The sequence below is a fragment of the Actinoplanes sp. NPDC026623 genome (assembly GCF_040638275.1).
Taxonomy (GTDB): domain Bacteria; phylum Actinomycetota; class Actinomycetes; order Mycobacteriales; family Micromonosporaceae; genus Actinoplanes.
In genome coordinates this window covers 1-23,866 of sequence record NZ_JBEZXZ010000082.1, presented here as the reverse complement: position 1 = coordinate 23,866, position 23,866 = coordinate 1, and the positions used below count along the sequence as shown (strand labels likewise).

The following is a 23,866-nucleotide window of genomic DNA, read 5'->3' as shown; positions in this document are numbered from 1 at the left end:
TACGCGATGTCAGCCGAAAAGTCAGAAGTCACCGAAGAGCGCGAGCCCACCGAGGGGTGGCGCCAGCTTCCCGACCGGGTCAAGCCCGAGGACGCCGTCGAGTCCGTTCCGGCGGAGTCGGTGCACGAGCACGCGGGCACTGCGCAGGGCCCGAACTCCGCCTGGACGTTCGGCATAGTCCGCAATCAGTAGCCTGCGGGAGGGGTGCAGCCGAACTCGTCCTGGAACTCCTCCTCGGACAGTTGATCGTTATCCGTCAGGATCTTCCCGTCCTCGAGTTCGGCCACCTTGAACACCGCGACGACCTGGTCGTCGCCCAACCAGCCCGCCACCTCGAGACGGTCGCCGGGGGCCTGCGTCGCCAGGTTGTCGACGGTCACCGTGAATCCGTCCGGCGCCTCGCCGAGACCGACCTCGCGCACCGGACGCCGTTCCCGGGCCTCGATGTCCCACAGGTCCGGCGGGACCGCGTCGTTCTCGTCGATCGTGTTCACCTCCAGCCTCCGCAGGTAGGAGGCCGATGTGCACTGGCGGCCCAGCATGATCTCCTTCGCTCGACGGCCCGACGCCAGGCCCGCGCCGGATCCGCGGTCAACCGGTGTCGTCGGCCACCCCCGGCCCGGCGTCGCGGATCGGCACTGGCGCAAAGAGGTTTGTTATGCAAACCTATTGGCATGACCACTGATTCAGTACCCGCCGGCGGCGATCCCCGCCGGCTGTTGTCGGACGTGCGGGCCCTCGCCCACCGGGTCCGGATCGACCGGCGGATGACCTGGGCCGCGCTGCTGGTGCTCGCCGTCGCGACGTTCGCCGGGATCCCGTTCGACTGGTTCGGCATGAAGGTGCACTGCCTGCCCGACGGGGGCTGCGAGTTCGCGCGCCGCGGCGTTCTGTACTACTGGCCGGCGGCGCTGCTGCTGGCCTATGCGGTGATCGCCGTCTGCTACGTGCGGGCCGCGCGGGCACGCGGGCTGGGCGCCCGGGTGCTGCCGTACGCGCTGACCGGCGCCGCGCTCACCGTCGTGTTCACCGCCGCCTGGGTGGCGGCCGCCCTGTACTTCCCGAGCCACCCGATCCGGTTCAACCAGGCTGTGCTCGTGCTGGACCGGCTGATCGCACCGTGGGGCACGATCGGGGTGGCGCTGCTGGTGCTGGCCTGGCTGGAGCGCAACGTCGGGCTGCTGGTGTTCACCCTCGGATACCTGGTGCTGGTGCTGCTGGTGCTGCCGATGAACGAGGGGTGGAGCGTCTTCGGCTGGGGGATCCGGGCGGGGTTCGCGTTGCCGCAGGTCGTCAGCGGCGTCGTGCTGCTGCTCGGCGCGGTCGGCTTCGCGGTGGCCCGCCGGCGGAAGCGGTGACCGCCGAGGCGGCCGTCCCGGACCCGGAGGCCCAGTCCGGACACCCGGTCACCGGCCTGGACGACGTGGTGCACCAGCGGGTGCGCCTCGGCATCCTCACCATCACCCACGAGGCGCGCCGGGTCGAGTTCGGCTACCTGCGCCTGCAGTTGCAGTTGACCGCCGGCAACCTCTCCCAGCACCTCGGCGTGCTGGAGAACGCCGGCCTGGTCCGGGTCGAGAAGGGCTATGAGGGCCGGCGCGGCCGCACCTGGGTCACGCTCACCGCCGCCGGCAACACCGCACTCGCCGAGGAGATCGGGCGGCTGAAGCAGCTCATCGCGCGGGTCGAGACCACCGCCGGGACGGATCGATGACCGCCGCACCGACCCGCCGCCGGGCCTTCCCGGAGGTTCGGTTCATCGCCTGAGGCGCCCCGGCGGTGCGCCGGGGCGTGCCGGTCACAGATGCGGATACGGCGGCGGGTCGAAGGAACCGCCGACCGGCGCCGGGGACAGCCGGCCCAGGCCGTTGCCGAGGGCGTACCCGGCCATGGCCCAGGGCGTCGCGAGGGTCACCAGGACCGCGCAGGTCCGGCGCTTGTAGGCGAACCTGCGGTAGCGGCCCTCGAGCACCCCGAACACCACCGAGACGACGACCGTGACAAGGATCCACGATCCGAGCATCGACATGGAGGCCAGCGCGCTGAGGCCCTCGCTGGCACAGCCCGCCGGCACGTCGTAGGGCGCGCCGGGCGGGGACGAGCAGTCTCGCCCCCAGCCCATCGTGAGACCGACCATCAGCCACAGCATCGGGGTCACCGTCAGCGCACCCGCCGCTCCGATGATCCACACAACGCCGGTCCAGCGTTCCGGCCGCGGCGCGGTCGGCTGTGGAGCGTAGTAGTTCATGTGCGGATCCTGTCGAGGCGCCGTACCGAAGCGATCACCCCGCGGTATCTACTTGGCCACGAGCAGCAGCAGGCCGCGGGCGCGCAGCGCGTACCCGGTCCCGGCGCCGCCGAGGAGGGCCTCGGTGCCGGGGGTGGCCACCTGGCCGGGCCCCTCGGCCCAGGCGGAGGTGTCGGTGACCCGGTACCACTGCCGGCCGGCGGGCGGCGCGGGCAGGCTGAAGGTGACATCCGCGGACCAGCCGTTGTAGGCGACGTAGATCCCCGGCGCGGCGTCGCCGAGTTCGCTGCCGTCGATGCGCCAGGCCAGCGCGTGGTTGTTCGGGTCCGCCCAGTACGCGGCGTCCGGCGTCGTGCCCGCCGGGGTGAACCAGGTGAGCTGGCCGAGCCCGTTTCCGTTGGTGTCGGAGGCGGTGTAGAAGTCCACCGGCCGCAGCGCCGGATGCGCCCTGCGGAAGGCGAGCAGCCGGTTGGTGAAGGTGGCGAAGTTCGTCTGGTCGGTGTCGGGCGCCCAGCCGAGCCAGTTGGCGCTGGAGTCCAGGTTGTACGGGTTGTTGTTGCATTTCACGCTGCGCAGGTACTCGTCGCCGCCGGTCATCATCGGCGTGCCGGCCGACAGCATCAGCAGCGCCTGGCCGTTGCGCGCGGCCCGGCGCTGGTCGGCCGCGACCCCGCCCTGATTCCAGGAGATGTTGTCGTCGGAGCCGCCGTCGGACGGCCCGTACGGCCAGGGCTGGTCGTTGTCCTTGTCCGTACAGGAGTAGAGGTCCTTCAGGGTGAAGCCGTCGTGGGCGACCATGAAGTTGACCGAGTTCCACGGCCGCCGGCCGTCGTCGCCGTACAGGTCGGACGAGCCGGCGAAGCGGCTGGCGAGCTGGCCGGGGGTGACCGCGTCGACGCCCAGCTTGTTCTGGTCGCGGCGTACCGTGTCGCGGTAAATGCCGTTCCACTCCGACCAGCCGGCCGGGAAGTTGCCGACCTGGTAGCTGTTGCCGCCGATGGCCCACGGCTCGGCGATCCAGTCCACACCGGACCCGCCGCCGGCCGGCCGGGCGGGCATCTCGGCGACGAGGCGGTTGAGCGCGGTGCCGGCGCCCGTGCGGCTGTAGTTGAAGCAGCCGTGCTGGCAGGTGTTGCCCAGCACGGACGCCAGGTCGAACCGGAACCCGTCGACGCCGAGCGTGTTCTTCCAGTAGGCGACGGAATCGACGATGAGGTTCTGCGCGACCGGGTTGGCGGTGTTGTAGTTGCCGCCGACGCCGGTGTTGTCCCAGGGGCCCTGCCGGTCGGTGGTCAGCGAGTAGTACGTCGGGTTGTCCAGGCCGCGCCACGAGAACACGTCATAGGTATTCTTGTCGCCTTGCGGCCCGCCCTCGCCGGTGTGGTTGTAGACGACGTCGACAAGCACCTTGATGCCGGCGTCGTGGTACGCCTTCACCATGGCCTGGAACTCCGCGGTGGGCCCGCCGGGTGACCGGTCGTAGGCGTAGCGGCGGTCGGGGGCGAAGTAGTTGAGGGTCATGTAACCCCAGTAGTTGTCGCCGGCGGTGCTGGTGGGGTCGACGTCGTGGGTGTCGTTCTGCGTCTCCTGGACCGGCAGGAACTCCACCGCGGTCACGCCCAGCGACGCGAGGTAGGCCGCCTTGAGCCCGGCGCCCCGGTAGGTGCCGCGGTACGCCGCCGCGATCGAGGGGTCGTTCCTGGTCAGCCCGCGCAGGTGCACCTCGTACACGATGTCGTCCTTGAACGCCCGGGTGGGTTTCGTGCCGGAGCCGCCGGTCGCGGGGGACAGCACGATGCCCTTGGGCGCGAACGTGCCGGTGTCGATGGCCCGGTCGGCGCCGGAGCGGTAGCCGCTCATGTCGTTGCGGGCCGGCGTGCGCGGGTCGTGGCTGATCTCCCTGGCGTACGGGTCGGTCAGGAGCTTGTTGGGGTTGAACCGGTTGCCGGCGGCGTCGACATCGGAGCGGTATCCGGCCGTCGAACCCTTCGTCCAGGCGGCGTCGTAGGGCCAGTTGGGGCCCCAGGCCCGGTAGCCGTAGTACACCGTTCCGGTGATGCCGTGCGCGGTGAGGTCGGCGACGCTGACCGTCGCCGAGAAGGTGTCGGCGTTCTCGGTCAGGACGTAGCTGATCTTCTCCTGCGCGCCGGTGGCGGCACTGTAGAGGTAGGCCGCGATCCGGGTGGCCGTCGCCGAGTAGACCCGGAAGGTGATGGTGGTGTTGCCGGCGCCGTACCGGGCGCCCAGGCTCTGTGCGTCGATCGCGGCCTGCGCGGGCGGCGCGGTGACGACGCCGGCGGACAGGACCGCGGTCGCGCCGACGAGCGTGGTGACGGCCAGGGCGAGGCGCCGGATTATGCGGGGATGCATGGCGAAGACCTCCTCGTGGGGGGACGGGAGTGGAACGAGGAAGCCGGCTAGTGGCCCGTCGCCGACCGTGATCGCTGCAAGACCTTGCAATGTTTCCACGAAGCTACCATCTAATGACGTCGATGTTAACGGCCGTTAGGCGCGCAAAGCGGGCCGATGTGCCCGACGGCGTCCGGTGGGCGGCGGGAAGTCGTTGCAATGGTCTGCAAGAGCCGTCAACGCATGATCTGATACGTTCCCCGCTCACACCGACCGAGTTGAGGGATTCACGTTGCGGCGTCGTCATTCAGGTCCTGTCGTCTCATCCGTCGTGGCGATCGCGCTCATGTCGGGCTGCACCCCCGAGGCCGGCCGGTCGCCCGCGGCGGCCGGGGCCGTTCCCGCGCCCGGTGCGGCGTCCGTGGCGCCGAGCCCGGCCCTCGCGGGCCTCGACGCTGCGACGAAGAAGGCCTGCGACGAGCTCCTCGACGCCGTGAAGGAGACCGCCGCGTCGGTGGCGAAGGCCGAGAAGATCGGCCCGCCGGCCGGTCACTACGCCGTCGGGGCCGCCTATCAGGCCGGCGCCGCCCAGCTGTCCGCCGCCTCGATCGACGCCACCGACAAGCGGGTCCTCGCCGCCGTCGACCAGGTCTCGGCCGCGATGCAGGACCTCGACGCGGCGCAGCAGAAGGACCCCGAGGGCAAGCCGAGCAAGGCGAAGCTGAAGTCGGCCGTCGCGGAGCTGAAAGAGGCCTGCGCGGCGTAGGGGGATCCGCCGGCGCGCTGTACGGTTCCTGCCCATGGTGACGGTCTGGCTTCGGCCACAGTTGTGGCTGCGTGTGCTCATCGTCGGGTCGGGGCTGGTGGGCCTCCTCGCCGATCAGTACCGCATCGCGTACTACACCAGCCAGAGCAACCTGATCACGCTCGGCTACTTCGGCGGCGTCCTGTACTGGATGGTCCGGCGGAACACCGTCGAGCCGGCCGCGCCGCGGCTGCGCGGCGCGGTCACCCTCTGGATCCTCATCACCGGCCTGATCTCGCACTTCCTGCTGCAGGGCGGTGCGAACCCGCTGCCGGGGCTCTGGATCGACGACCCGGCGCAGCAGGCGGTCAACTGGTCGCGCTTCCTGGTGCACTACGTGGTGCCGACGCTGGTCCTGATCGACTGGATCGCGTTCGGGCCGCGCCGGGTGTCGCCGTGGCGCGATCTCTGGCTGTGGATCCTGTACCCGCTCGGCTACGGGGTGGCGTCGGTGCTGCGCGCGATCGCGATCCCGACGATCTCCGACCGCTACCCCTACTTCTTCCTCGACCCCACCGAACACGGGTACGGGTGGGTGGCGGGCCAGTTCGTGGAGCTCGGCCTGATCTTCGCGGGGCTGGGCGCGATCCTGCTGCTGATCGACCGGCTGCGGGGGCGCCGCCCGGTGCCCGCCGGTGACGAGACGGCCGCCGCCGAGCCCGCGCGCGTCTGATCCGCGCGGGCGGGCGGTCAGCGCCTTCTCGCCAGGGCCCATCCGGCGCCGGCGAGCAGGGCCGCCGCGCCCGCCGCCACCGCGCCGTGATGCTGCGAGGCCCACAGTTGTGCGCTGCGTGAGGTGGCCCGGGAGTCGAAGTCGCCGTGCGCGCCCTCGTCCCGGCCGGTCCGCCCGTCCGCGGGCCGCCACAGGTTGGCCGGCTGATCCGGGTCGCGGCGGCGGTCGGTCTGCTGGCCCCGGTAGCCGGTGCGGGCCAGGTAGCGGTCCAGGATTCCGGGCGCGACGGCGTTCGCCAGCAGCGTCGCCGCGGTCGAGCCGCCCACCCAGTACTCGCGGCGGGCCGGATGGTCGGCGGCGTACAGCACCGCCCGGGCCGCCACCTCCGGCTGGTAGATCGGCGGCACCGGCTGCGCCCGGCGCGGCAGCCGGGACAGCACCCAGCCGAACTGCGGGGTGTTCACGGCCGGCAACTGCACCATCGTCACGTGCACGTTGCTCCGGTCGTGCAGCAGCTCGACCCGCAGCGACTCGTGGAAGCCCTGGATGGCGTGCTTGGCACCGCAGTAGGCGCTCTGCAGCGGTATGCCACGGTAGGCCAGCGCCGACCCGACCTGCACGATCGTGCCGCGGTCGCGGGGCAGCATGCGGGTGAGGGCGGCCCGGGTGCCGTAGACGTAGCCGAGGTAGCTGACCTCGGTGGTGCGCCGGAACTCGTCCATGTCGATCTCGGTGAACGGCGCGAAGACAGAGCTGAACGCGTCGTTGACCCACAGGTCGATCGGGCCCAGTTCCTTCTCGACCCGCTCCGCCGCGGCGTCGACCGCCGCGAAGTCGGCCACGTCCACCTCGATGGGCAGCGGCACGCCGCCGGCCGCCCGGACGTCCTCGGCCGCGCCCGCCAGGCCCTCCTCGCCCCGCGCCAGCAGGGCCACCGCGTCGCCGCGGGCGGCCAGCGCGCGGGCGGTCGCCCGGCCGACACCGCCGCTGGCACCCGTCACTACCGAAATTCTCGCCATGACCGGATCTGTTCCTCGAAACGGCCACCCGGAAACCATCGACCCCGCGTGACTTCCCCGACGGGATACCTACCACTACTATGCATCGTACTTCTAGGGTAAGAGCGGGGGTGCGGTCGATGAAGGTTGCGAAGGATCTGGTAGCCGCCTCAGCGGTGCCGATGGTGTTGGGCATCCTGGCCGAGGAGGCGAGCTACGGCTACGCCATCCTCAAGCGGATCAATGAACTGTCCGGCGGCGAGCTGGACTGGACCGAGGGATTGTTGTATCCGTTGCTGCACCGGCTGGAGCGCCTCGGGCACGTGGAGTCGAGCTGGCAGACGGTCACCGGCGAGCGGCGCCGCAAGTATTACCAGATCACCGCCACCGGCCTGGCCGAGCTGGCCGAGCAGCGCCGCCAGTGGGACACGGTCGTGGACGCGCTCAAGGGCGTCTGGCTCGGCCTGGGCGAGCCCGGCCCGCGGCCGGGGATAGTGCTGGAGGCCTGGGCATGACGGCACCGAACGATCACGGCGACGCCGCCGCGGGCCCGGCCGTGACGGCACTGAACGAGCACGGCGACGCCGCCGCGGGCCCGGCCGTGACGGCACCCGGCGCTCAGGACGAGCTCGAGGCGCAGTTCGCCCAGTGGCGGCAGTACGTGGAGCGCCGCCGGGAGCTGCAGCCGTCCGACGCCGACGAGCTCGAGGACCATCTCCGTGGTTCCGTCGACGCTCTGGTCGAGGCCGGCCTGAGCCCGGACGAGGCGTTCCTGGTCGCGGTCAAGCGGATGGGCAGCCTCGACGAGCTGTCCCGCGAGTTCGCCCGGGAGCACTCCGAGCGGCTCTGGAAGCAACTGGTGCTGACCGGCGCGGACAGCGGCCCGGCCGGCGACAGGCGGTCGCGGCGCGACCTGTGGACGACGATCGCCTGCGCGGCCGGCGCGGCGGTGTCCATCAAGGTGCCGGCGCTGTTCGGGCTTGACCTCGATCAGGACGCCTCGTTCTACGCCCGGAACTTCAGCCTGTTCGCGCTGACCTGGCTGGCCGGCCTCCTCGCCTGGCGCAGGCAGGCCCGGCGCCCGGTGATCGGCGTGCTGGTCGCCCTGTTCGTGCTCGGCGCGGTGGGCGCCAACGCCTATCCGCTGCCCGAGGAGTCGCAGTCGCTGGTGATCACCAGCATCCACCTGCCGATCGCGCTGTGGCTGGTGGTGGGCCTGGCGTACGTGGCCGAGGACTGGCGCTCGTCGCGGCGGCGGATGGACTTCATCCGCTTCACCGGCGAATGGTTCGTCTACTTCGTCCTCATAGCCCTCGGCGGCATCGTGCTGACCGCCTTCACGGCCGGCACCTTCGAGGCGATCGGGATCGACTCCGAGGCGTTCATCTCGCAGTGGCTGATTCCCTGCGGCGCGGTCGCCGCGGTCGTCGTCGCCGGGTGGCTCGTCGAGGCGAAGCAGAGCGTCGTGGAGAACATCGCCCCGGTGCTCACCCGGCTGTTCACGCCGCTGTTCACCGCCGTCCTGATCGCCTTCCTCGCCGCCGTCCTGCTGACCAGCACGGGTATCAACGTCGAGCGCGAGGCGCTGATCCTGTTCAACCTGCTGCTGGTCGTCGTGCTGGGGCTGCTGCTCTACTCGGTGTCGGCCCGCGATCCGCTGGCCCCGCCCGGCCTGTTCGACAAGCTGCAGATCGCGCTCGTGGTGAGCGCGCTCGCCGTCGACCTGCTGGTGCTGCTGGAGATCACCGGGCGGATGTCCGAGTTCGGCACCACGCCCAACAAGGCGGCGGCGCTCGGCGAGAACATCATCCTGCTGGTCAACCTCGCGGTGTCGGCGTGGGTGCTGCTGAAGCTCATCCGCCGGCGCACGCCGTTCGAGACCCTCGAGCGGTGGCAGACCGGCTACCTCCCGGTGTACGCCGCCTGGGCCTGGATCGTGGTCCTGGTCTTCCCCCTGGTGTTCGACTTCCGCTGACCGGATCCTGGAGGGATGGAGGGCTCCGCCGAGCGCGCGCGGCGGGCCGCCTGGCCGGCGGCCCGCCCCGTACGCGTGGGTGACACGATGCGGCGGCCGCGGCACGCCCGGTCCGCGTGCGTGGATGAGCTGCTGCTGCATCTCGGCGGGGCCGGCTTCGGCGGGGTGCCGCGTCCGCTGGGCTATGACGATCGCGGCAGGCAGATCCTGACGTTTCGGCGGGCAGATCGCGGCCGCGCGGTAGCCGCGATCGGGCGTCAGCGCTCCAGGGCGCGTCCCGCGTACGCCTGCACCTCGCGCTGCCGCGGACGCCGCAGGAGCCGGGGAAATACCGCGGGCGCGGTAGTGCCGGCTCGTCCCCGGGCGGGATTCGCCCGCGGCGGCATCCGGCTAGGGTGCGCGCATGGGCACACGCCGGGCCGTCGTCGCGGACTGGGCGATCGCCGTCGGCGTGGCGGCGACGCTGCTGGTCACCGGGCTGTCCGGCGGCCACCCCGCGACGGGCCTCGACCTGCTGGGCTACCTGCTGCTCGCGGCCGGCGGCCTGGCGCTGGCCGCCCGCCGCCGGGCCCCGGTCACCGTCCTGGTCGTCACCGGGTCGTGCGCGGTCGGATATCAGGCCGCGGGCCTCGACGTTCCCGCCGTGGCGTACCTGTTCGCGGTCTACGCCGCGGTGCGCTCCGGGCACCGCGCCGTCACGATCGCGGTGAGCGCGGCGATGCTGGCCACGCTCCCGCTCGCCGCCGCGGCGTCGGGCCCGCACGACGCGGGCGAGGCGTTCGCGCGGGCCCGGGGCGCCCTCGAGCTGGCCTGGCTGATCGCGGCGGGCGCCGCCGGGGAGGCGCTGCGGCAGGCCGAGCAGCGGGCGGAGCAGGCCGAGCGGACCCGGGAGGAGACCGCGCGGCGGCGCGCCGACGAGGAGCGGCTGCGCATCGCCCGGGAGCTGCACGACTCGCTCACCCACCAGATCTCGATCGTCAGGCTGCAGGCCGACGTCGCCGTGCACGTCGCCCGCAGGCGCGGCGAACCGGTGCCGGACGCCCTGCTGGCGATCCAGCAGGCCGGGCGCGAGGCGCTCCGGGAGCTGCGGGCGACCCTGGGCGCGCTGCGCGACGACGACACGACCCCGCCGCGCGGGCTCGACCAGGTGCCGGAGCTGGTGGAACGGGCGCGCACCATCGGCCTCGACGCGACGCTGACCGTCGAGGGGCAACGGCCCGACGTGCCGGCCGCGGTGGACCGGACCGTCTACCGGATCGTTCAGGAGTCACTCACCAACGTCGCCCGGCACGCGGACGCCGCCACCGCGTCGGTACGGATCGACTTCCGCCCAGACGCCCTCGCCGTACGCGTCGACGACGACGGCAAGGCCACGCCGGGCACCGCGCCGGTGCCGGGCATCGGGCTGCTCGGGATGCGCGAGCGGGTCACCGCCCTCGGCGGTCGCCTGCGTACGGAGCCACGTGGCGGGGGTGGCTTCACCGTCGAGGCCGAGCTGCCCCTGGAGCGGGTGCCGTGATCCGGGTCCTGCTGGTCGACGACCAGCCGCTGATCCGCAGCGGATTCCGTGCGCTGCTCGACCTCGAGGACGACATCGAGGTGGTGGCCGAGGCCGCCGACGGCAGCCGGGCGCTGGCCCTGGCCAGGGAGCACCTGCCCGACATCGCCCTGATCGACATTCAGATGCCGGTCGTCGACGGCATCGAGGCGACGCGGCGCATCGCCGCGGACCCGATGCTGGCCGGCGTCCACGTCGTCATCCTGACCAACTACGGCATGGACGAGTACGTGTTCGACGCGCTGCGCGCCGGCGCGGCCGGATTCCTCGTCAAGGACATCGTGCCGGAGGACTTCCTGCACGCCGTGCGCGTCGCGGCGCGCGGTGACGCGCTGCTCGCCCCGTCGATCACCCGCCGGCTGATCGACCGGTTCGTCAGCCAGCCGCTCTCCACCGGTTCCCCCGCGAGCCTTGCGGGGCTGACCGGCCGGGAGCGCGAGTCCGTCGCCCTGGTCGCGCAGGGGCTGTCCAACGACCAGATCGCGGCCCGCATGGTGATCAGCCCGATGACCGCGAAGACCCACGTCAACCGGGCCATGGTCAAGCTCCACGCCCGCGACCGGGCGCAGCTCGTGATCCTCGCGTACGAGTCCGGGCTTGTCGTGCCCCACCGCTGAGCCTTGCTCAACCGCCCGGATGCCTATGACGCGGCAATCCATCAAATCTGTTTGATGTATTCTGGGCGCATGGTCGATCCGCCGCCCTTCCTGCACGCCGCCGGCCACCCGGTCCGGTGGCGGCTGCTGAGCGAGTTGGCCGCCGGAGACCGGCAGGTGCACGAGCTGACCGCCCTGCTCGACGAGCCGCAGAGCCTGGTCTCCTACCACCTCGGCCGGCTGCGCAAGGCGGAGCTGGTCGGCGCGCGGCGCAGCACCGCCGACGGCCGCGACACCTTCTACCGCCTCGACCTCGAGCGCTGCGGCGCCATGCTCGCCGCGACCGGCGCCGCGCTGCACCCGGCCCTGCGGATGGCCCGGCCGTCCCCGCCGCCACAGGTGCGCGCGAGCGTGCTCTTCCTGTGCACCGGCAACAGCTCCCGTTCCCAGATGGCCGAGGCGCTGCTGCGGCGCCGTGGCGGCCCGGCCGTCGAGGCCTGCAGCGCCGGGAGCCACCCCAAACCCCTCCATCCGTACGCGATGGAGCTGTTCCCCGAGCTCGGCGGCGCCCGCCCGAAACACTTCGACGAATTCGCGGGCCGGCGCTTCGATCGGGTCATCACCCTGTGCGACCGGGTGCGGGAGATCTGTCCCGAGTTCCCGGGCCACCCGCCGGCCGCGCACTGGAGCGTTCCGGACCCGGCGCGCGACCCGGACGGCCCGGCCGCCTTCGCGCGCACCGCCGCCGAGCTCGGCACGCGCATCGAGTTCCTGCTGCACGACATCGCCGCTCGACAACCATCGGAGGGATCATGACCAGCCACACCGACGGCACCGTCCACGTCCGCTACCTGGTGGACGACGTCCAGGCCGCCGTCGACTTCTACACCACCCACCTCGGCTTCTCGGCGAACACGGCCTTCCCGCCCGCCTTCGCCGACGTGCGGCGCGGCAACCTGCGGCTGCTGCTGTCCGGCCCGGCCAGCTCCGCGGGACGGCCGATGCCCGACGGCCGCACCCCGCACCCCGGCGGCTGGAACCGCATCCACCTGCTCGTCGACGACATCGCCGCCGAGGTGGCCCGGCTGCGCGCGGCCGGGGTCGAGTTCCGCAGCGACGTGGTCAGCGGGCCCGGCGGCCGGCAGATCGTGCTGGACGACCCGGCCGGCAACCCCGTCGAGCTCTTCCAGCCGGCCGCCGGCTGACCCTCCGCGGTTTCGCGCGTCGAGCAGTTCCGGACTTCTTTCGAGTGACTGTTCCGGTGTGTCCGGGACGGACCACGGAATGCCCGCCGATATTCTCCGGAAATGCTGCGTTCTGGCCGGCTTTTGTTCAGGGTCACCGGCGCATGTGCCGCGCTGTGCCTGCTGAGCGCGACGGTGGGATGCGTGCTGCCACACTATCTGTCGAACAAGTCGTATTCGCTGGCCTTCATTCGCAACGATGACGGGCGCGGTGAGTTGCTGGAGCTTTCCGGCGGCGAGCTGTACCACCAGTACATGCCGGTGATCCGGATCGGGTGGCCGGCCCTCGGGCTCTGGGAATACACCCACCCGGAGCTGATCGGCCGGCACGGCGCTCGGCTCGAGGGGCCGATCAGCGTGGTGATGAGATCACGGGATCATCATCTCGAGGTGTTCGCGCGTGACCCGGAGGCCGGCACGATTGTGCGTACCAGGCGCCACGATCCCGGCATCTGGACGGATTGGGAGCCCGTGGAGAACCCGCCGGAGGCGCAGATCTCCGGCGCCTCGTACGCGGTCACCGGCCCCGACGGCAGAATCCGGCTGTTCGCGCGGGCGGGCCGGCAACTCCTCTTCGCGACGCAGGACGAGCCGGACGGCGACACCTACCGCGACTGGCGCCGCCTTGACGGCGGCGACGCCGAAGGCGACCCCACGGCCATCGTCTCCGGCGACACCATCCACGTCTTCGTCCGCGATCCGAACGGCCGTCCGGCGCACACGACGCTCGTCGGCGCGGATCAGGGACCGTGGGAAACGCTGACCCCGAACGAGACCTTCGACAGCCGGATCGCCGTCACCCTCAACGACGAAGGAATCCCGGACCTCGCGCTGAGCACATCTCAACGCTCCATGCAGTACGGGCACGGTGAGCGTGCCGGAAATGGCACCCTGTCCTGGCAGTGGTCACTCAAGACGGGCAATGTGATGGGCGATCCGGCGATCTCCCTGCGAAACGGCAGCACCCTCATCTTCTCCGCCTTCGGCGACAGCGAGGCGGGATTCACGCAGACGCAGGGGCACCAGCTCGCGGGCCCTTGGCAAGGCACGCCGGAGGCCGCATTCACCACCCAGGCCGAGGGTCAGACGTTGGTCACGTCCCCGGTCGCGGAGATCGTCACCGATCACACCGGCTCCACCCCCGAGACCTTCATGATGGTCCGGAGGGATCTGGACGAGGACGGCATTTTCCGGCACGAAAACGCCATGTTCGTCCGGCGACCCGATCCCGAGTGGACAACAAACACGGTGGACTGGCCGCAACCACCGTGAGGCGAGGTATAGCCTTCGCGGCAGGACGCGGGCATCGGGATCAGCGTTGGAAGGTCGCCGCATGACAGACGATCCGGCCGGGTCACGGCCGTCGCCGGGAGCCTCGGGCCCCGGGGGTCAGGCCGAGACGATGGCGCTGCAGGGCGTGGCGAACAGGTTCGTCCGCGGGCTGCTGCGCGTGCCGTTCCTGTCGCGGCAGGCCGGCAAGCGGCTGATCACGCTCTATGTGGTGGGGCGCAAGTCGGGGCGGCGCTACTCGGTGCCGGTGGCATACACCCGGCACGAGGGCGCTCTGCTGATCGGGTCGCCGTTCGCCTGGGGGAAGAACCTGCGGACCGGCGAGCCGATCGAGGTCCGCTTCATGGGCGAGCGGCGCCTGGCCGACGTCACCGTCCTCGCGGACGAGGCGGCCGTGGTCGAGAACTACGCCGTGATCGCCCGGGACAATCACAACTTCGCCAAGTTCAACAAGATCGGGTTTGACTCCGACGGCAATCCGGATCGGAACGATCTGCGCTCGGCGTGGGCGTCGGGCGCGAGGGTCTTCCGGCTCACTCTTCGCTGAGCGGGCGCGACGTCCGTGAGCTGGCGGCTCCGCCCGGTCATCCGGGCGTGTGGAAGTGCCGGAATGGCCCGGCCTGACCTGCGGAAATGATGCACAGTGGGCACTGCACCCCGTCGGGTGCCCGCTCGATGACGCCCGCGGTGAGGCCTGCAGGCCAGGTTCCTAGGACGGCGCGCGCGTGGGTCCATCGTCCCCGGTGCCGGGACCTTCAGCCCTACGTCGCGCCGCCGGCGTTCTCCAGACTCGAGCCAATCGTGGAAAGGACACTCTCCGTGGACGCGCTCGACCTTGCTCGATGGCAGTTCGGCATCATCACCGTCTACCACTTCATCTTCGTGCCGATCACCATCGGGATGTCGGCGCTGGTGGCCGGGCTGCAGACCGCCTGGGTGCGTACCGGCAAGGAGCACTATCTGCGCGCCACCAAGTTCTGGGGCAAGCTGTTTCTGATCAACTTCGCGATGGGCGTGGTCACCGGCATCGTGCAGGAGTTCCAGTTCGGGATGAACTGGAGCGACTACTCGCGCTTCGTCGGCGACATCTTCGGCGCGCCGCTGGCCATCGAGGGCCTGCTGGCGTTCTTCCTGGAGTCGACCTTCCTCGGGCTGTGGATCTTCGGCTGGGACCGCCTGCCGAAGCGGCTGCACCTGGCCACCATCTGGCTCGCGTCGATCGGCACGCTGCTGTCCGCCTACTTCATCCTGGCCGCCAACTCGTGGATGCAGCACCCGGTCGGGTACGAGGTCAACGCCGAGTCCGGGCGGGCGGAGCTGCACAGCATCGGCGCGGTCCTGACCAACTCCACGACGCTGGTGACCTTCCCGCACACGATCACCGCGTGCTTCGTCACCGCGGGCGCGGTGCTGCTCGCGGTCAGCGCCTGGCACCTGCGCAAGCGCAACCAGGAGGAGGTCTTCCGGCCCAGCCTCAGGCTCGGCGCGTGGGTGATCCTGGTCGCCGGCGTCGGCGTGCTCATCACCGGCGACCTGCAGGCCCGGATCATGACCGAGCAGCAGCCGATGAAGATGGCCGCGGCGGAGGCGCTCTACGAGACGTCCGAGCCGGCCGGCTTCTCCCTGTTCACCATCGGCTCGCTCGACGGGAGCGAGGAGGTGGCCAGCGTCCGGATCCCGTCGCTGCTGTCCTTCATGGCCACCGGCAGCCCGTCCGGCGAGGTCGAGGGGATCAACAACCTGCAACGCGCGTACGCCGCGAAGTACGGCCCGGGCAACTACACGCCGTACGTGCCGGTCACCTACTGGTCGTTCCGCCTGATGATCGGTTTCGGCGCCCTCGCCATGCTGATAGCGGCGGCGGCGCTCTGGGCCACCCGTGGCGCCCGGACCCCGACGAGCCGCTGGCTGTGGTATTCGGCCGTCGCCACGATCTTCATGCCGCTGCTCGCCAACTCCTTCGGCTGGATCTTCACGGAGGTCGGCCGGCAGCCGTGGACCGTCTTCGGCGTGTTCAAGACCTTCGAGAGCGGCTCGCCGTCGGTCAGCACCGCGGAGGCCGCCACCTCGCTGGTCGTCCTGACCCTGCTCTACGGCGTGCTGGCGGTCGTCGAGGTCGGCCTGTTCCTGAAGTACGCCGGCGCCGGAGCACCCGAGGTGCCGCCGCCGCCGGACGATGACGACGAGGAAGCCGACCGACCGCTCGCCTTCGCGTACTGAGAGGCCCGGGACATGGAACTCACCACCGTCTGGTTCGGCCTGATCGCCGTGCTGTGGGCCGGCTACTTCCTGCTGGAGGGCTTCGACTTCGGCGTCGGCATCCTGCTGCCGGTGCTGGGCCGCGACGACCGCGAGCGGCGGCTGCTGATCAACACGATCGGCCCGGTCTGGGACGGCAACGAGGTCTGGCTGCTGGTCGCCGGCGGCGCCACCTTCGCCGCCTTCCCGGAGTGGTACGCCACCCTGTTCTCCGGCTTCTACCTGCCGCTGCTGATCATCCTGGTGGCGCTGATCCTGCGCGGGGTCGCCTTCGAATACCGCGGCAAGCGCGACGATGCGGGCTGGAAGCGCCGGTGGGACTACTGCATCATCGGCGGCAGCCTGGTTCCGGCGCTGCTCTGGGGCGTGGCGTTCGGCAACATCGTGCGCGGGGTGCGGCTGGACGCCGACCACGAGTACGTCGGCGGCCTTGCCGACCTGCTCAACCCGTACGCGCTGCTCGGCGGGCTCACCACCCTCGCCCTCTTCACGCTGCACGGCGCCGTGTTCCTCGCCCTCAAGACCGGGGGCGAGATGCGCGACCGGGCCGGCCGGCTCGCCGCCGCCCTCGCCGTGCCGGCCATCGTGGTCGCGGCCGGCTTCCTGCTCTGGACGGCCGCCGCCCACCACGACCCGGCGGGCTGGATCCTGTCGGGCGTCGCCGCGCTCTGCCTGGCCGGCGCCGCGATCGCCACCCGGCTGCGCCGGGAGGGCTGGGCGTTCGTGGCCACCGGCGCGACCGTCGTGCTCGCCACGTTCGCGCTGTTCGTCACGCTCTTCCCCGACGTCATGCCGTCGAGCATCGACGCCGCTTACAGCCTCACCACCACGAACGCGGCCTCCACCCCGTACACGCTGCGGGTGATGACCTGGGTCGCCGTGGTGTTCACGCCGATCGTGCTCGTCTATCAGGGCTGGACCTACTGGGTGTTCCGCCGGCGGCTGACCCTCGACCACATCCCGGTCGTGCCGGCCCCGGCGGGGGAGACCCGGTGAGGCCGTTCGACCCGCGGCTGCTCCGGTACGCCCGCTCGGCCCGGTCGTACCTGGCGGTCACCGTCGCGCTCGGCGTCGCCCTCGCCGCGCTGATCGTCGCCCAGGCCTCCCTGCTCGCGTACGGGATCACGGCCGTCTTCCTGCACGGTGCCGCCGTCGCCGACCTGGCGCCGGTGCTCGCGGGGCTGGCCGTCGTGGTCGCCGGGCGCTGCCTCGTGGCGTGGGCGCAGGAGGTCGCCGCCGCACGCTGCGCGGCCGGTGCGAAGTCGGAACTGCGCCGGCTGCTGTTCGCCCGGCTGGCCGCGCTGGGCGCGAACCGGGCGGCCCGCACCGGCGCGGTGGTCACGCTGGTGACCCGCGGGCTCGACGCGCTCGACGCGTACTTCGCGCGGTACCTGCCGCAGCTCGTGCTGGCGGCGCTGGTGCCGGCGATCGTCCTGGCCCGGCTGGTGCCGGCCGACCCGGTCGCGGCCGTGACCATCGCGCTGACCCTGCCGCTCATCGGCGTCTTCATGGCCCTGATCGGCCTGCACAGCCAGGCCGCGAACCGCCGTCAGTTCCGGTTGCTGGCCCGGCTGTCGCACCACTTCCTGGACGTCGTCGCGGGCCTGCCCACGCTGAAGCTGTTCGGCCGGGCCCGCGCGCAGGCCGGCGTGATCCGCCGGATCAGCGCGGATCAGCGGCGGCTCACCCTGCGCACCCTGCGCACGGCGTTCCTGTCGTCGCTGGTGCTCGAGCTGCTCGCCACCCTGTCGGTGGCGCTGGTCGCGGTCGGCATCGGGCTGCGGCTGGTGGCCGGGGACCTGGACCTGCGGACCGCGCTGCTGGTGCTGATCCTCGCGCCGGAGGCGTACCTGCCGGTGCGCCAGGTGGGCGCGAATTATCACGCCAGCGCCGAGGGCCTGGCGGCGGCCGCGGACGCGTTCGAGATCCTCGAGACGCCCGCGCCGGTTGCCGGCACCGCCGCCCCGCCGGCCGGCGTCCTGGCCTTCGAGGACGTGGTCGTGCGCTACCCGGGCCGCGACCGCGACGCCCTGCGGCTGTCGGCGCGCATCGAACCGGGCGAGATCGTCGCCCTCACCGGGCCCAGCGGCTGCGGAAAGTCCACCGCGCTCGCCGTGCTGCTCGGCCTCGTCGCGCCGGACTCGGGCCGCGTCACCGTCGGCGGCGTTCCGCTGCCGGCGGTGGACCCCGAGGCCTGGCGCGCCCGGATCGCCTGGGTGCCGCAGCGGCCCCACCTGTTCGCGGGGACGGTCCGGGAGAACATCGCGCTCGGCGCGGCGGGCGACGTGGCCGGTGCCGCGCGACTGGCCGGAGTGGACGGCTTCGCCGGCTGCGACACCGTGCTCGGCGACGACGGCGCCGGCCTCTCCGCCGGGCAGCGGCAGCGGGTCGCGCTGGCCCGGGCGTTCCTGCGCGACGCACCGGTCGTGCTGCTGGACGAGCCGACCGCCAATCTCGACGCCGGCACCGCGGCGGGCATCCTGGCCGCGGTGCGGCGGCTCGCGCGCGGCCGTACCGTCGTCATCGCCGCGCACCGCCCGGAGCTGATCGCCCTCGCCGACCGTGAGATCAGCCTGGCGCCGGCGGCGGTCGCGGCGTGTACGTCCTCGCGGTCCTGCGGCCCGCCTCGGGCCGGCTGCTGGTCGCGGTGGCCGCCGGGGTCGGCGCGGCGGGCGCCGGCGTCGCGTTGATGGCCACGTCCGCCTGGCTGATCTCGCGCGCCGCGCAGCACCCGCCGGTGCTGCACCTGATGGTCGCGATCGTCGTGGTCCGCGCCTGCGGCATCGGTCGCGGCGTCCTGCGCTACCTCGAGCGTCTCGCCGGCCACGACGCGGCGCTGCGGATCCTCGGCGGGCTGCGGGTGCGGGTGTTCACCCGGCTGGAACGGCTCGCCCCGGCGGGGCTGGCCGACTTCCGCCGCGCCGACCTGGCGCAGCGCCTCGTCGCCGACGTCGACGCCGTGCTGGACCTGGTGACCCGGGTGCTGCTGCCGTACGCCGTGGCCGCGCTGGTCGGCGCCGGCGCGGTCGCCCTGGTCGGCACGCTGCTGCCGGCCGCCGGCATGACCCTCGCCGCGGCCCTGGTGCTGGTCGGGGTGGTCGTGCCGAGGCTGCAGTCGGCGGCGGCACGGCGCGCCGACGGCCGGCTCGCCCCGCTGCGCGGCGAGCTCGCCACGACCACCGTGGACCTGCTGCACGGCCTGCCGGACCTGACCGCGTACGGGTCGGTGCCGCGTCAGCTGTCCCGGCTCGACGAGGTGGACGCCCGGCTGCGCCGCGCCGAGGAGCGCTCGGCCGCCGCCGCGGGCGTCTCCGCCGCGGTGACCGCGTTCGGCACCGGGTTGTGCCTGATCGTCGGGCTCGCCGCGGGTGCCGTGGCCGTCCGCAGCGGTCAGCTCGCCGGTGAGCTGCTCGCGGTCGTCGTGCTCACGCCGCTCGCGGTGTTCGAGACCGCCGGCACGCTGCCGCCGGCCGCACAGCGCTGGGCCGGTGCGCGGGCGGCCCTGCGCCGGCTCGCCGAGGTCTTCGCGGCGCCCGTCCCGGTGACCACTGCGCCCGTTCCGGCCGAGGTGCCGGCCGGCCCGTACACGCTGCGTATTGAGAACGTCACTGCGGGCTGGGTGCCGGGTCGCACCGCGGTGCGCGACGTCGACCTGGTGCTCGTGCCGGGCGGCCGGGTCGCGCTGGTCGGCCCGAGCGGATCGGGAAAGTCCACGGTCGCGGCCCTGCTCGTCCGCTTCCTCGACCCCCGGTCGGGCCGGGTCACCCTGAACGGGATCGACCTGCGCGACCTGGCGCCCGACCGGATCCGGCGGATCGTCGGCTACCTGAGCGAGGACGCCTACCTGTTCGACACGACGATCGGCGAGAACCTGCGCCTCGCCGGCCGCGACGCGGCGCCGGACGACCTGCGTGCCGCGCTGCGGTCGGCAAGGCTGCTGGACTGGGTGGACTCCCTGCCGCGCGGGCTCGACACCCTGGTCGGCGAGCACGGTTTGGCCCTGTCCGGCGGGCAGCGGCGGCGGCTCGCGCTGGCCCGGGCGCTGCTGTCCGGCGCGCCGGTGCTGATCCTGGACGAGCCCACCGAACACCTCGACGACGAGACCGCGGCGGCGCTGACCCGCGACCTGCTGGCGGCGGCGGGCGATTGCTCCGTCCTGCTCATCACCCACCGCACGGACGACCTGGCGGCGGTCGACGAGGTGGTCACCCTGTCCGCCGCCGGGGCAATTCCAGTAAGGCTCTGAACACATTCGGTGACTATGGAGCGGCGGCCGCCCACCCCGTCCGGAGACGGTGACCGTTTTCGGTCAAGGTGGACCAGCTCTGGCCGAACGACGGGGTCGCTCGACGATCTTTCGTGAACTAGGCTCACGCGGCTTTGTCGATCACCGGGAGGAACCCCACGATGCGCCGTGCCCTGCAACGTCTGCTGTCCGGATCGGCGGTCGCGCTGCTCGCTGCCGCTGCCGTGGCGGCACCCGGCACCCCGGCCCTGGCCGCCGGCCCCGCCGTACGCGTGCACTTCCCCGACATCTCGGTGGTCGGCAAGGACCCCAAGGTCAGCCTCGTGAATCTCTGGATCGACGTGCCGGGCGGCAAGCCGACGGTGACCCGCAAGATCTTCGTGAGCGTGGACACGGCCGACGTCGACGGCATCGCCACCGTGGCGCCCTTCGACGAGTTCGACGAGTACGGCGACGACCTCTGCGACAAGGCCGGCACGGTGATCAAGTGCGAGATCGACGACGAGCTCTACCTTGAGCCCGGCGTGAACCTGCTGGGCATGGTCGCCCTGTCGGTGACGGCGAAGCCCGGCGCCGCCGAGGGCGAGGACGGCAAGCTGGCCTTCACCGCGCAGGTCGACGACGGCCCGGCGGCCACGTCCCAGTCGACGGTCGACATCGGCGCGGGCGTCGACCTGGCCGGTGTCATGGCCAAGCCGGTCACCGTCGCGCCCGGCCGGAGCGCCGCGCTCGACGTGCAGGTGTCCAACACCGGAACCCGGCCCGTCAAGGGCGCGGTGCTGGTGCTGGAGAGCCTGGACCCGAAGATGACCGAGGGTGAGACCTTCAGCAACTGTCGGTACGGCCTCATCACGTCCTGCACCTTCGAGGACGAGCTGGCGACCGGCACCACCTATGAGCTGTCCAAGGCCATGCGCGTGAAGGTGCCGGCCGACGCCGCCGCCGGCAGCCGCGCGAGCGTGATCGGTGGCTGGTACACCCCCTCGGACTTCAAGGAGCTCATCGACCTCGGGTTCGACCTCGACGACGAGATCCTCGGCAAGAAGGGCACCGGGGGTCCGGTCGCACTGCGTGCCGTGCCGGCGCGCAAGGGCCTGCGGGCGGCCGGCCAGGTCGACACCAACCCGGACAACAACATCATGGTCAGCGAGTTCGTCGTCGGCGGCGACCGCCGCCCGGACATGGCCGCGATCGGGGCCACGATCTCCGGTGCCGCGGGTGACAAGGTGCGGGCCAAGGTCGGCTACGTGAACAACGGGCCGGGCGCGCTCTACCTCGGCATGTTCGACAACGTCGACCCGCTGACGCACGTCTTCGTCCCGGCCGGACTGCGCACCACCAAGGTCGACGAGGCGTGCATGCCGTTCGCCTACCCGGCCGACACCGACCCCGACGACATGTACGAGGACGTCACGGCCGCCTCCGAGTACCTGTGTTTCAACAAGGTTGACAAGACCGAGGCGGCGGCGTCGAACCTGTTCGACTTCACCTTCGAGGTACGCGAGAACGCCTCCGCCAAGGCCGGCCAGGTCCGGATCAACGAGGTCATCGGCTGCGAGTGCGGCGAGGAGCCCGGAGACGACGACATCGAGGACCACAACATCGACCGCAACGCCGCCAACGACACGGCGAAGATCGCGGTGGAGCTCTCCAGCGGCGGCACCGGCGGCGGCCTCCCGGTCACCGGCGCGAACGCCGGCCTGGTGGGCGCGGCGGGCGGCGTGCTGCTGCTCGCCGGCGTCCTGGGCCTGATGCTGGTGCGCCGCCGTCGCGTGCGGTTCACCGCCTGACACCAGCGGTAGCGACACCCAGCAGGGGATCACCGGGCCTTCCGGTGATCCCCTGCTGCCGTCCACGGTGGACCGATCCGGCCGAACGACGGGGTCGCTCGAGAAGGCATCGTGAATTAGGCTCACGCGGCTTTGTCGTCACGGGGAGGAAATCAACAATGCGCCGCAATCTGAAACGTCTGCTGTCCGGGTCGGCGGTCGCGCTCCTCGCGGCCGCCGCCGTGGCGGTGCCCAGCACACCGGCCCTGGCCGCCGGTCCCGCCGTGCGCCTGCACTTCCCCGGCCTCACGGTGGCCGCCGGCACAGAGAACAAGCTCGGGCTGGTGCACACCTGGGTCGACGTGCCGGGCACCAAGCCCGTGGTGGCGGGGAAGGTGACCGTGACCGTGGACACGGCCGACGTCGACGACATCGCCACCGTGACGATGGACGAGAAGCGCGGCCTTCGCTGCGACCAGGCCGGCACGGTGATCACGTGCGAGACCCTCGACCCGCAGCTCAGCCTCCACCCGGGCGCGAACATGGTGGGCGTTGTCGTGCTGTCGGTGCGCGGAAAGAATGGTGCCGCCTTGGGCGCCGACGGCCAGCTGGCCTTCACCGCGCGGCTTGACGACGGCCCGGCTGTCGCGTTCCGCTCGACGGTCGCCATCGGCGAGAAGGTCGACCTGGCCGGCAGCTTCGGCGGGCGGGTCACCGTCGATCCCGGCAAGAGCTTCCCGGCACCTATGCGGACGACCAACGACGGACCCAACCCGGTCAAGGGCGCGGTGCTGGAGCTGGGGAACGACAAACCGGGGCTGCTCGTCGGCGAGACCTACAGCAACTGCACGTACGGAAGGCTGGTGGTCTGCACCTTCACCGAGGAGCTGGCGACCGGCACCACCTATGAGATGTCCAAGCCGATGCACGTGAAGGTGCCGGCCGACGCTGCCGTAGGCAGCAGCCTGTCCGTGTTCGGTAGCTGGTCAACCCTCTCCGACTGGAAGGAGGATCTCGAGAGCTGGGACAACGTCGGCGGCATCATCGGCAAGAAGGGCACCGGCGGCCCGGTCTCGCTGCGCGCCGTGCCGAAGAAGGGCAAGGGTGCGCGGGCGGCCGGCCAGGTCGACGCGTACCCCGGCAACAACATTCAGGACACCACCTTCACCGTCGGCGGCAAGCGCCGCCCGGACCTGGCCGCGATCGGGGCGACGGTCACCGGTGCCAAGGGTGACCAGGTGAAGACCAGGATCGGCTACAAGAACAACGGGCCGGGCGTGCTCTACCACGACATCTTCAACAACGTCGACCCGGATGCGCACATCTTCGTCCCGGCCGGACTGAACGTGACCCACGCCGACGGGCGGTGCTATCCGACCCACGTCGGGGCCGCCTCGAGCTCCGGCTTCCAGGAGAAGACCGTCAAGAGGTCCCATGAGTGGCTGTGCAGCACCGTGCCGCCGATGTCGGCGGCGGACCCCAGCCCGACCGGTGGCAAGACCGGGGTGGGTGCGTCGACCCTGTACGACTTCACCTTCGAGATCCTCGACAACACCTCGGCCGGCACGGGCGAGGTCCGGATCAACGAGGACCCTGATCACGAACGCTTCAGGCTCGTCGACCGTGACCCCGGCAACGACAAGGCGAAGATCACGGTGCGGGCCTCCAGCGGCGGCAGCGGCGGCGGCCTCCCGATCACCGGCGCGAACGCCGGCCTGCTCGGCGCGGCCGGCGGCGCGCTGCTGCTCGCCGGCGTCCTGGGCCTGATGCTGGTGCGCCGCCGTCGCCTGCGGTTCACCGCCTGAGCGGAGCGACACCCAGCAGGGGATCGCCGGGCCTCCCGGTGGTCCCCTGCT

General features: G+C 71.8%; 23 protein-coding genes. 19 read left to right on the top strand and 4 right to left on the bottom strand.

The window, feature by feature from the left end:
- Nucleotides 1–6: 6 nt before the first annotated feature.
- A complete protein-coding gene (locus tag AB0F10_RS23495) occupies nucleotides 7–192 on the top strand; it encodes a hypothetical protein (protein ID WP_360628725.1) in 186 nt (61 codons plus the stop codon).
- On the opposite strand, the gene AB0F10_RS23490 is transcribed toward AB0F10_RS23495, so the two are convergent.
- Nucleotides 186–542: a hypothetical protein gene (locus tag AB0F10_RS23490; RefSeq protein WP_360628722.1), complete on the bottom strand. Its 357-nt coding sequence runs from the start codon at nucleotides 540–542 to the stop codon at nucleotides 186–188. The genes AB0F10_RS23495 and AB0F10_RS23490 overlap by 7 nt on opposite strands.
- Nucleotides 543–674: 132 nt before the next feature.
- Here AB0F10_RS23490 and AB0F10_RS23485 point away from each other — a divergent pair, with 132 nt between their 5' ends.
- On the top strand, nucleotides 675–1,358 hold the full coding sequence (locus tag AB0F10_RS23485; protein ID WP_360628719.1) for a hypothetical protein: 684 nt from the start codon (nucleotides 675–677) through the stop codon (nucleotides 1,356–1,358).
- Nucleotides 1,355–1,714, top strand: a complete 360-nt coding sequence (locus tag AB0F10_RS23480) for a transcriptional regulator (protein WP_360628716.1) — start codon at nucleotides 1,355–1,357, stop codon at nucleotides 1,712–1,714. The genes AB0F10_RS23485 and AB0F10_RS23480 overlap by 4 nt, the downstream gene beginning before the upstream one ends.
- An 84-nt stretch (nucleotides 1,715–1,798) precedes the next feature.
- Here AB0F10_RS23480 and AB0F10_RS23475 read toward each other — a convergent pair whose 3' ends face one another.
- Entirely contained in the window at nucleotides 1,799–2,248 is a 450-nt protein-coding gene (locus AB0F10_RS23475; protein ID WP_360628713.1) for a hypothetical protein, read from the bottom strand.
- A gap of 48 nt (nucleotides 2,249–2,296) precedes the next feature.
- The gene (locus AB0F10_RS23470; RefSeq protein WP_360628710.1) at nucleotides 2,297–4,618 is read right to left on the bottom strand and encodes an isoamylase; all 2,322 of its coding nucleotides are present in this window, start codon (nucleotides 4,616–4,618) and stop codon (nucleotides 2,297–2,299) included.
- Between the two features lie 310 nt (nucleotides 4,619–4,928).
- Between AB0F10_RS23470 and AB0F10_RS23465 the strand changes: the two genes are divergently transcribed.
- Nucleotides 4,929–5,363: a hypothetical protein gene (locus AB0F10_RS23465; protein WP_360628707.1), complete on the top strand. Its 435-nt coding sequence runs from the start codon at nucleotides 4,929–4,931 to the stop codon at nucleotides 5,361–5,363.
- A gap of 34 nt (nucleotides 5,364–5,397) precedes the next feature.
- Nucleotides 5,398–6,075 (top strand): Pr6Pr family membrane protein, encoded by a 678-nt coding sequence (locus AB0F10_RS23460; protein WP_360628704.1) that lies wholly within the window; start codon nucleotides 5,398–5,400, stop codon nucleotides 6,073–6,075.
- Nucleotides 6,076–6,092: 17 nt separating this feature from the next.
- Here the strand turns inward: AB0F10_RS23460 and AB0F10_RS23455 are convergent, their stop codons facing one another.
- Nucleotides 6,093–7,094, bottom strand: a complete 1,002-nt coding sequence (locus AB0F10_RS23455; protein WP_360628701.1) for an SDR family oxidoreductase — start codon at nucleotides 7,092–7,094, stop codon at nucleotides 6,093–6,095.
- Between the two features lie 119 nt (nucleotides 7,095–7,213).
- On the opposite strand from AB0F10_RS23455, the gene AB0F10_RS23450 reads away from it, so the two are divergent.
- The 14 genes from AB0F10_RS23450 (at nucleotide 7,214) to AB0F10_RS23385 (ending at nucleotide 23,815) form a co-directional block, all read left to right on the top strand.
- Nucleotides 7,214–7,588, top strand: coding sequence for a PadR family transcriptional regulator (locus AB0F10_RS23450; protein ID WP_360628698.1), 375 nt, complete (start codon nucleotides 7,214–7,216; stop codon nucleotides 7,586–7,588).
- Complete coding sequence (locus AB0F10_RS23445; RefSeq protein ID WP_360628695.1) at nucleotides 7,585–9,048, top strand: permease prefix domain 1-containing protein; 1,464 nt, start codon at nucleotides 7,585–7,587, stop codon at nucleotides 9,046–9,048. The genes AB0F10_RS23450 and AB0F10_RS23445 overlap by 4 nt, the downstream gene beginning before the upstream one ends.
- Before the next feature lie 403 nt (nucleotides 9,049–9,451).
- Complete coding sequence (locus AB0F10_RS23440) at nucleotides 9,452–10,567, top strand: sensor histidine kinase (protein WP_360628692.1); 1,116 nt, start codon at nucleotides 9,452–9,454, stop codon at nucleotides 10,565–10,567.
- Nucleotides 10,564–11,223 carry a response regulator transcription factor gene (locus AB0F10_RS23435; protein ID WP_360628689.1) on the top strand — a complete coding sequence of 220 codons (660 nt, stop codon included), beginning with the start codon at nucleotides 10,564–10,566 and terminating at the stop codon, nucleotides 11,221–11,223. The genes AB0F10_RS23440 and AB0F10_RS23435 overlap by 4 nt, the downstream gene beginning before the upstream one ends.
- A 69-nt stretch (nucleotides 11,224–11,292) precedes the next feature.
- Nucleotides 11,293–12,018, top strand: coding sequence for an ArsR family transcriptional regulator (locus tag AB0F10_RS23430; protein ID WP_360628686.1), 726 nt, complete (start codon nucleotides 11,293–11,295; stop codon nucleotides 12,016–12,018).
- A complete protein-coding gene (locus tag AB0F10_RS23425) occupies nucleotides 12,015–12,407 on the top strand; it encodes a VOC family protein (protein WP_360628683.1) in 393 nt (130 codons plus the stop codon). Before AB0F10_RS23430 ends, AB0F10_RS23425 begins: the two co-directional genes overlap by 4 nt.
- A 183-nt stretch (nucleotides 12,408–12,590) precedes the next feature.
- Nucleotides 12,591–13,718, top strand: a complete 1,128-nt coding sequence (locus AB0F10_RS23420) for a hypothetical protein (RefSeq protein ID WP_360628680.1) — start codon at nucleotides 12,591–12,593, stop codon at nucleotides 13,716–13,718.
- 61 nt (nucleotides 13,719–13,779) lie between these two features.
- Nucleotides 13,780–14,283: a hypothetical protein gene (locus AB0F10_RS23415; RefSeq protein WP_360628677.1), complete on the top strand. Its 504-nt coding sequence runs from the start codon at nucleotides 13,780–13,782 to the stop codon at nucleotides 14,281–14,283.
- Nucleotides 14,284–14,555: 272 nt separating this feature from the next.
- On the top strand, nucleotides 14,556–15,956 hold the full coding sequence (locus tag AB0F10_RS23410; protein ID WP_360628674.1) for a cytochrome ubiquinol oxidase subunit I: 1,401 nt from the start codon (nucleotides 14,556–14,558) through the stop codon (nucleotides 15,954–15,956).
- 12 nt (nucleotides 15,957–15,968) lie between these two features.
- Nucleotides 15,969–16,991 carry a cytochrome d ubiquinol oxidase subunit II gene (gene cydB, locus AB0F10_RS23405; RefSeq protein WP_360628671.1) on the top strand — a complete coding sequence of 341 codons (1,023 nt, stop codon included), beginning with the start codon at nucleotides 15,969–15,971 and terminating at the stop codon, nucleotides 16,989–16,991.
- Nucleotides 16,988–18,685: a thiol reductant ABC exporter subunit CydD gene (gene cydD, locus AB0F10_RS23400; RefSeq protein ID WP_360628668.1), complete on the top strand. Its 1,698-nt coding sequence runs from the start codon at nucleotides 16,988–16,990 to the stop codon at nucleotides 18,683–18,685. Before cydB ends, cydD begins: the two co-directional genes overlap by 4 nt.
- Entirely contained in the window at nucleotides 18,592–20,241 is a 1,650-nt protein-coding gene (gene cydC, locus AB0F10_RS23395) for a thiol reductant ABC exporter subunit CydC (RefSeq protein WP_360628665.1), read from the top strand. Before cydD ends, cydC begins: the two co-directional genes overlap by 94 nt.
- 161 nt (nucleotides 20,242–20,402) lie before the next feature.
- Nucleotides 20,403–22,031: an LPXTG cell wall anchor domain-containing protein gene (locus AB0F10_RS23390; RefSeq protein WP_360628662.1), complete on the top strand. Its 1,629-nt coding sequence runs from the start codon at nucleotides 20,403–20,405 to the stop codon at nucleotides 22,029–22,031.
- Between the two features lie 158 nt (nucleotides 22,032–22,189).
- Entirely contained in the window at nucleotides 22,190–23,815 is a 1,626-nt protein-coding gene (locus AB0F10_RS23385) for an LPXTG cell wall anchor domain-containing protein (RefSeq protein ID WP_360628659.1), read from the top strand.
- Nucleotides 23,816–23,866 lie beyond the last annotated feature (51 nt).

What these genes read in the sequence shown, in the direction of transcription:
- AB0F10_RS23495 (WP_360628725.1), top strand. Translation starts at nt 7, where the DNA reads ATGTCAGCCGAAAAGTCAGAAGTCACCGAAGAGCGCGAGCCCACCGAG.
- AB0F10_RS23490 (WP_360628722.1), bottom strand. Translation starts at nt 542, where the DNA reads ATGCTGGGCCGCCAGTGCACATCGGCCTCCTACCTGCGGAGGCTGGAG.
- AB0F10_RS23485 (WP_360628719.1), top strand. Translation starts at nt 675, where the DNA reads ATGACCACTGATTCAGTACCCGCCGGCGGCGATCCCCGCCGGCTGTTG.
- AB0F10_RS23475 (WP_360628713.1), bottom strand. Translation starts at nt 2,248, where the DNA reads ATGAACTACTACGCTCCACAGCCGACCGCGCCGCGGCCGGAACGCTGG.
- AB0F10_RS23470 (WP_360628710.1), bottom strand. Translation starts at nt 4,618, where the DNA reads ATGCATCCCCGCATAATCCGGCGCCTCGCCCTGGCCGTCACCACGCTC.
- AB0F10_RS23460 (WP_360628704.1), top strand. Translation starts at nt 5,398, where the DNA reads ATGGTGACGGTCTGGCTTCGGCCACAGTTGTGGCTGCGTGTGCTCATC.
- AB0F10_RS23455 (WP_360628701.1), bottom strand. Translation starts at nt 7,094, where the DNA reads ATGGCGAGAATTTCGGTAGTGACGGGTGCCAGCGGCGGTGTCGGCCGG.
- AB0F10_RS23450 (WP_360628698.1), top strand. Translation starts at nt 7,214, where the DNA reads ATGAAGGTTGCGAAGGATCTGGTAGCCGCCTCAGCGGTGCCGATGGTG.
- AB0F10_RS23445 (WP_360628695.1), top strand. Translation starts at nt 7,585, where the DNA reads ATGACGGCACCGAACGATCACGGCGACGCCGCCGCGGGCCCGGCCGTG.
- AB0F10_RS23440 (WP_360628692.1), top strand. Translation starts at nt 9,452, where the DNA reads ATGGGCACACGCCGGGCCGTCGTCGCGGACTGGGCGATCGCCGTCGGC.
- AB0F10_RS23430 (WP_360628686.1), top strand. Translation starts at nt 11,293, where the DNA reads ATGGTCGATCCGCCGCCCTTCCTGCACGCCGCCGGCCACCCGGTCCGG.
- AB0F10_RS23425 (WP_360628683.1), top strand. Translation starts at nt 12,015, where the DNA reads ATGACCAGCCACACCGACGGCACCGTCCACGTCCGCTACCTGGTGGAC.
- AB0F10_RS23415 (WP_360628677.1), top strand. Translation starts at nt 13,780, where the DNA reads ATGACAGACGATCCGGCCGGGTCACGGCCGTCGCCGGGAGCCTCGGGC.
- cydB (WP_360628671.1), top strand. Translation starts at nt 15,969, where the DNA reads ATGGAACTCACCACCGTCTGGTTCGGCCTGATCGCCGTGCTGTGGGCC.
- AB0F10_RS23390 (WP_360628662.1), top strand. Translation starts at nt 20,403, where the DNA reads ATGCGCCGTGCCCTGCAACGTCTGCTGTCCGGATCGGCGGTCGCGCTG.
- AB0F10_RS23385 (WP_360628659.1), top strand. Translation starts at nt 22,190, where the DNA reads ATGCGCCGCAATCTGAAACGTCTGCTGTCCGGGTCGGCGGTCGCGCTC.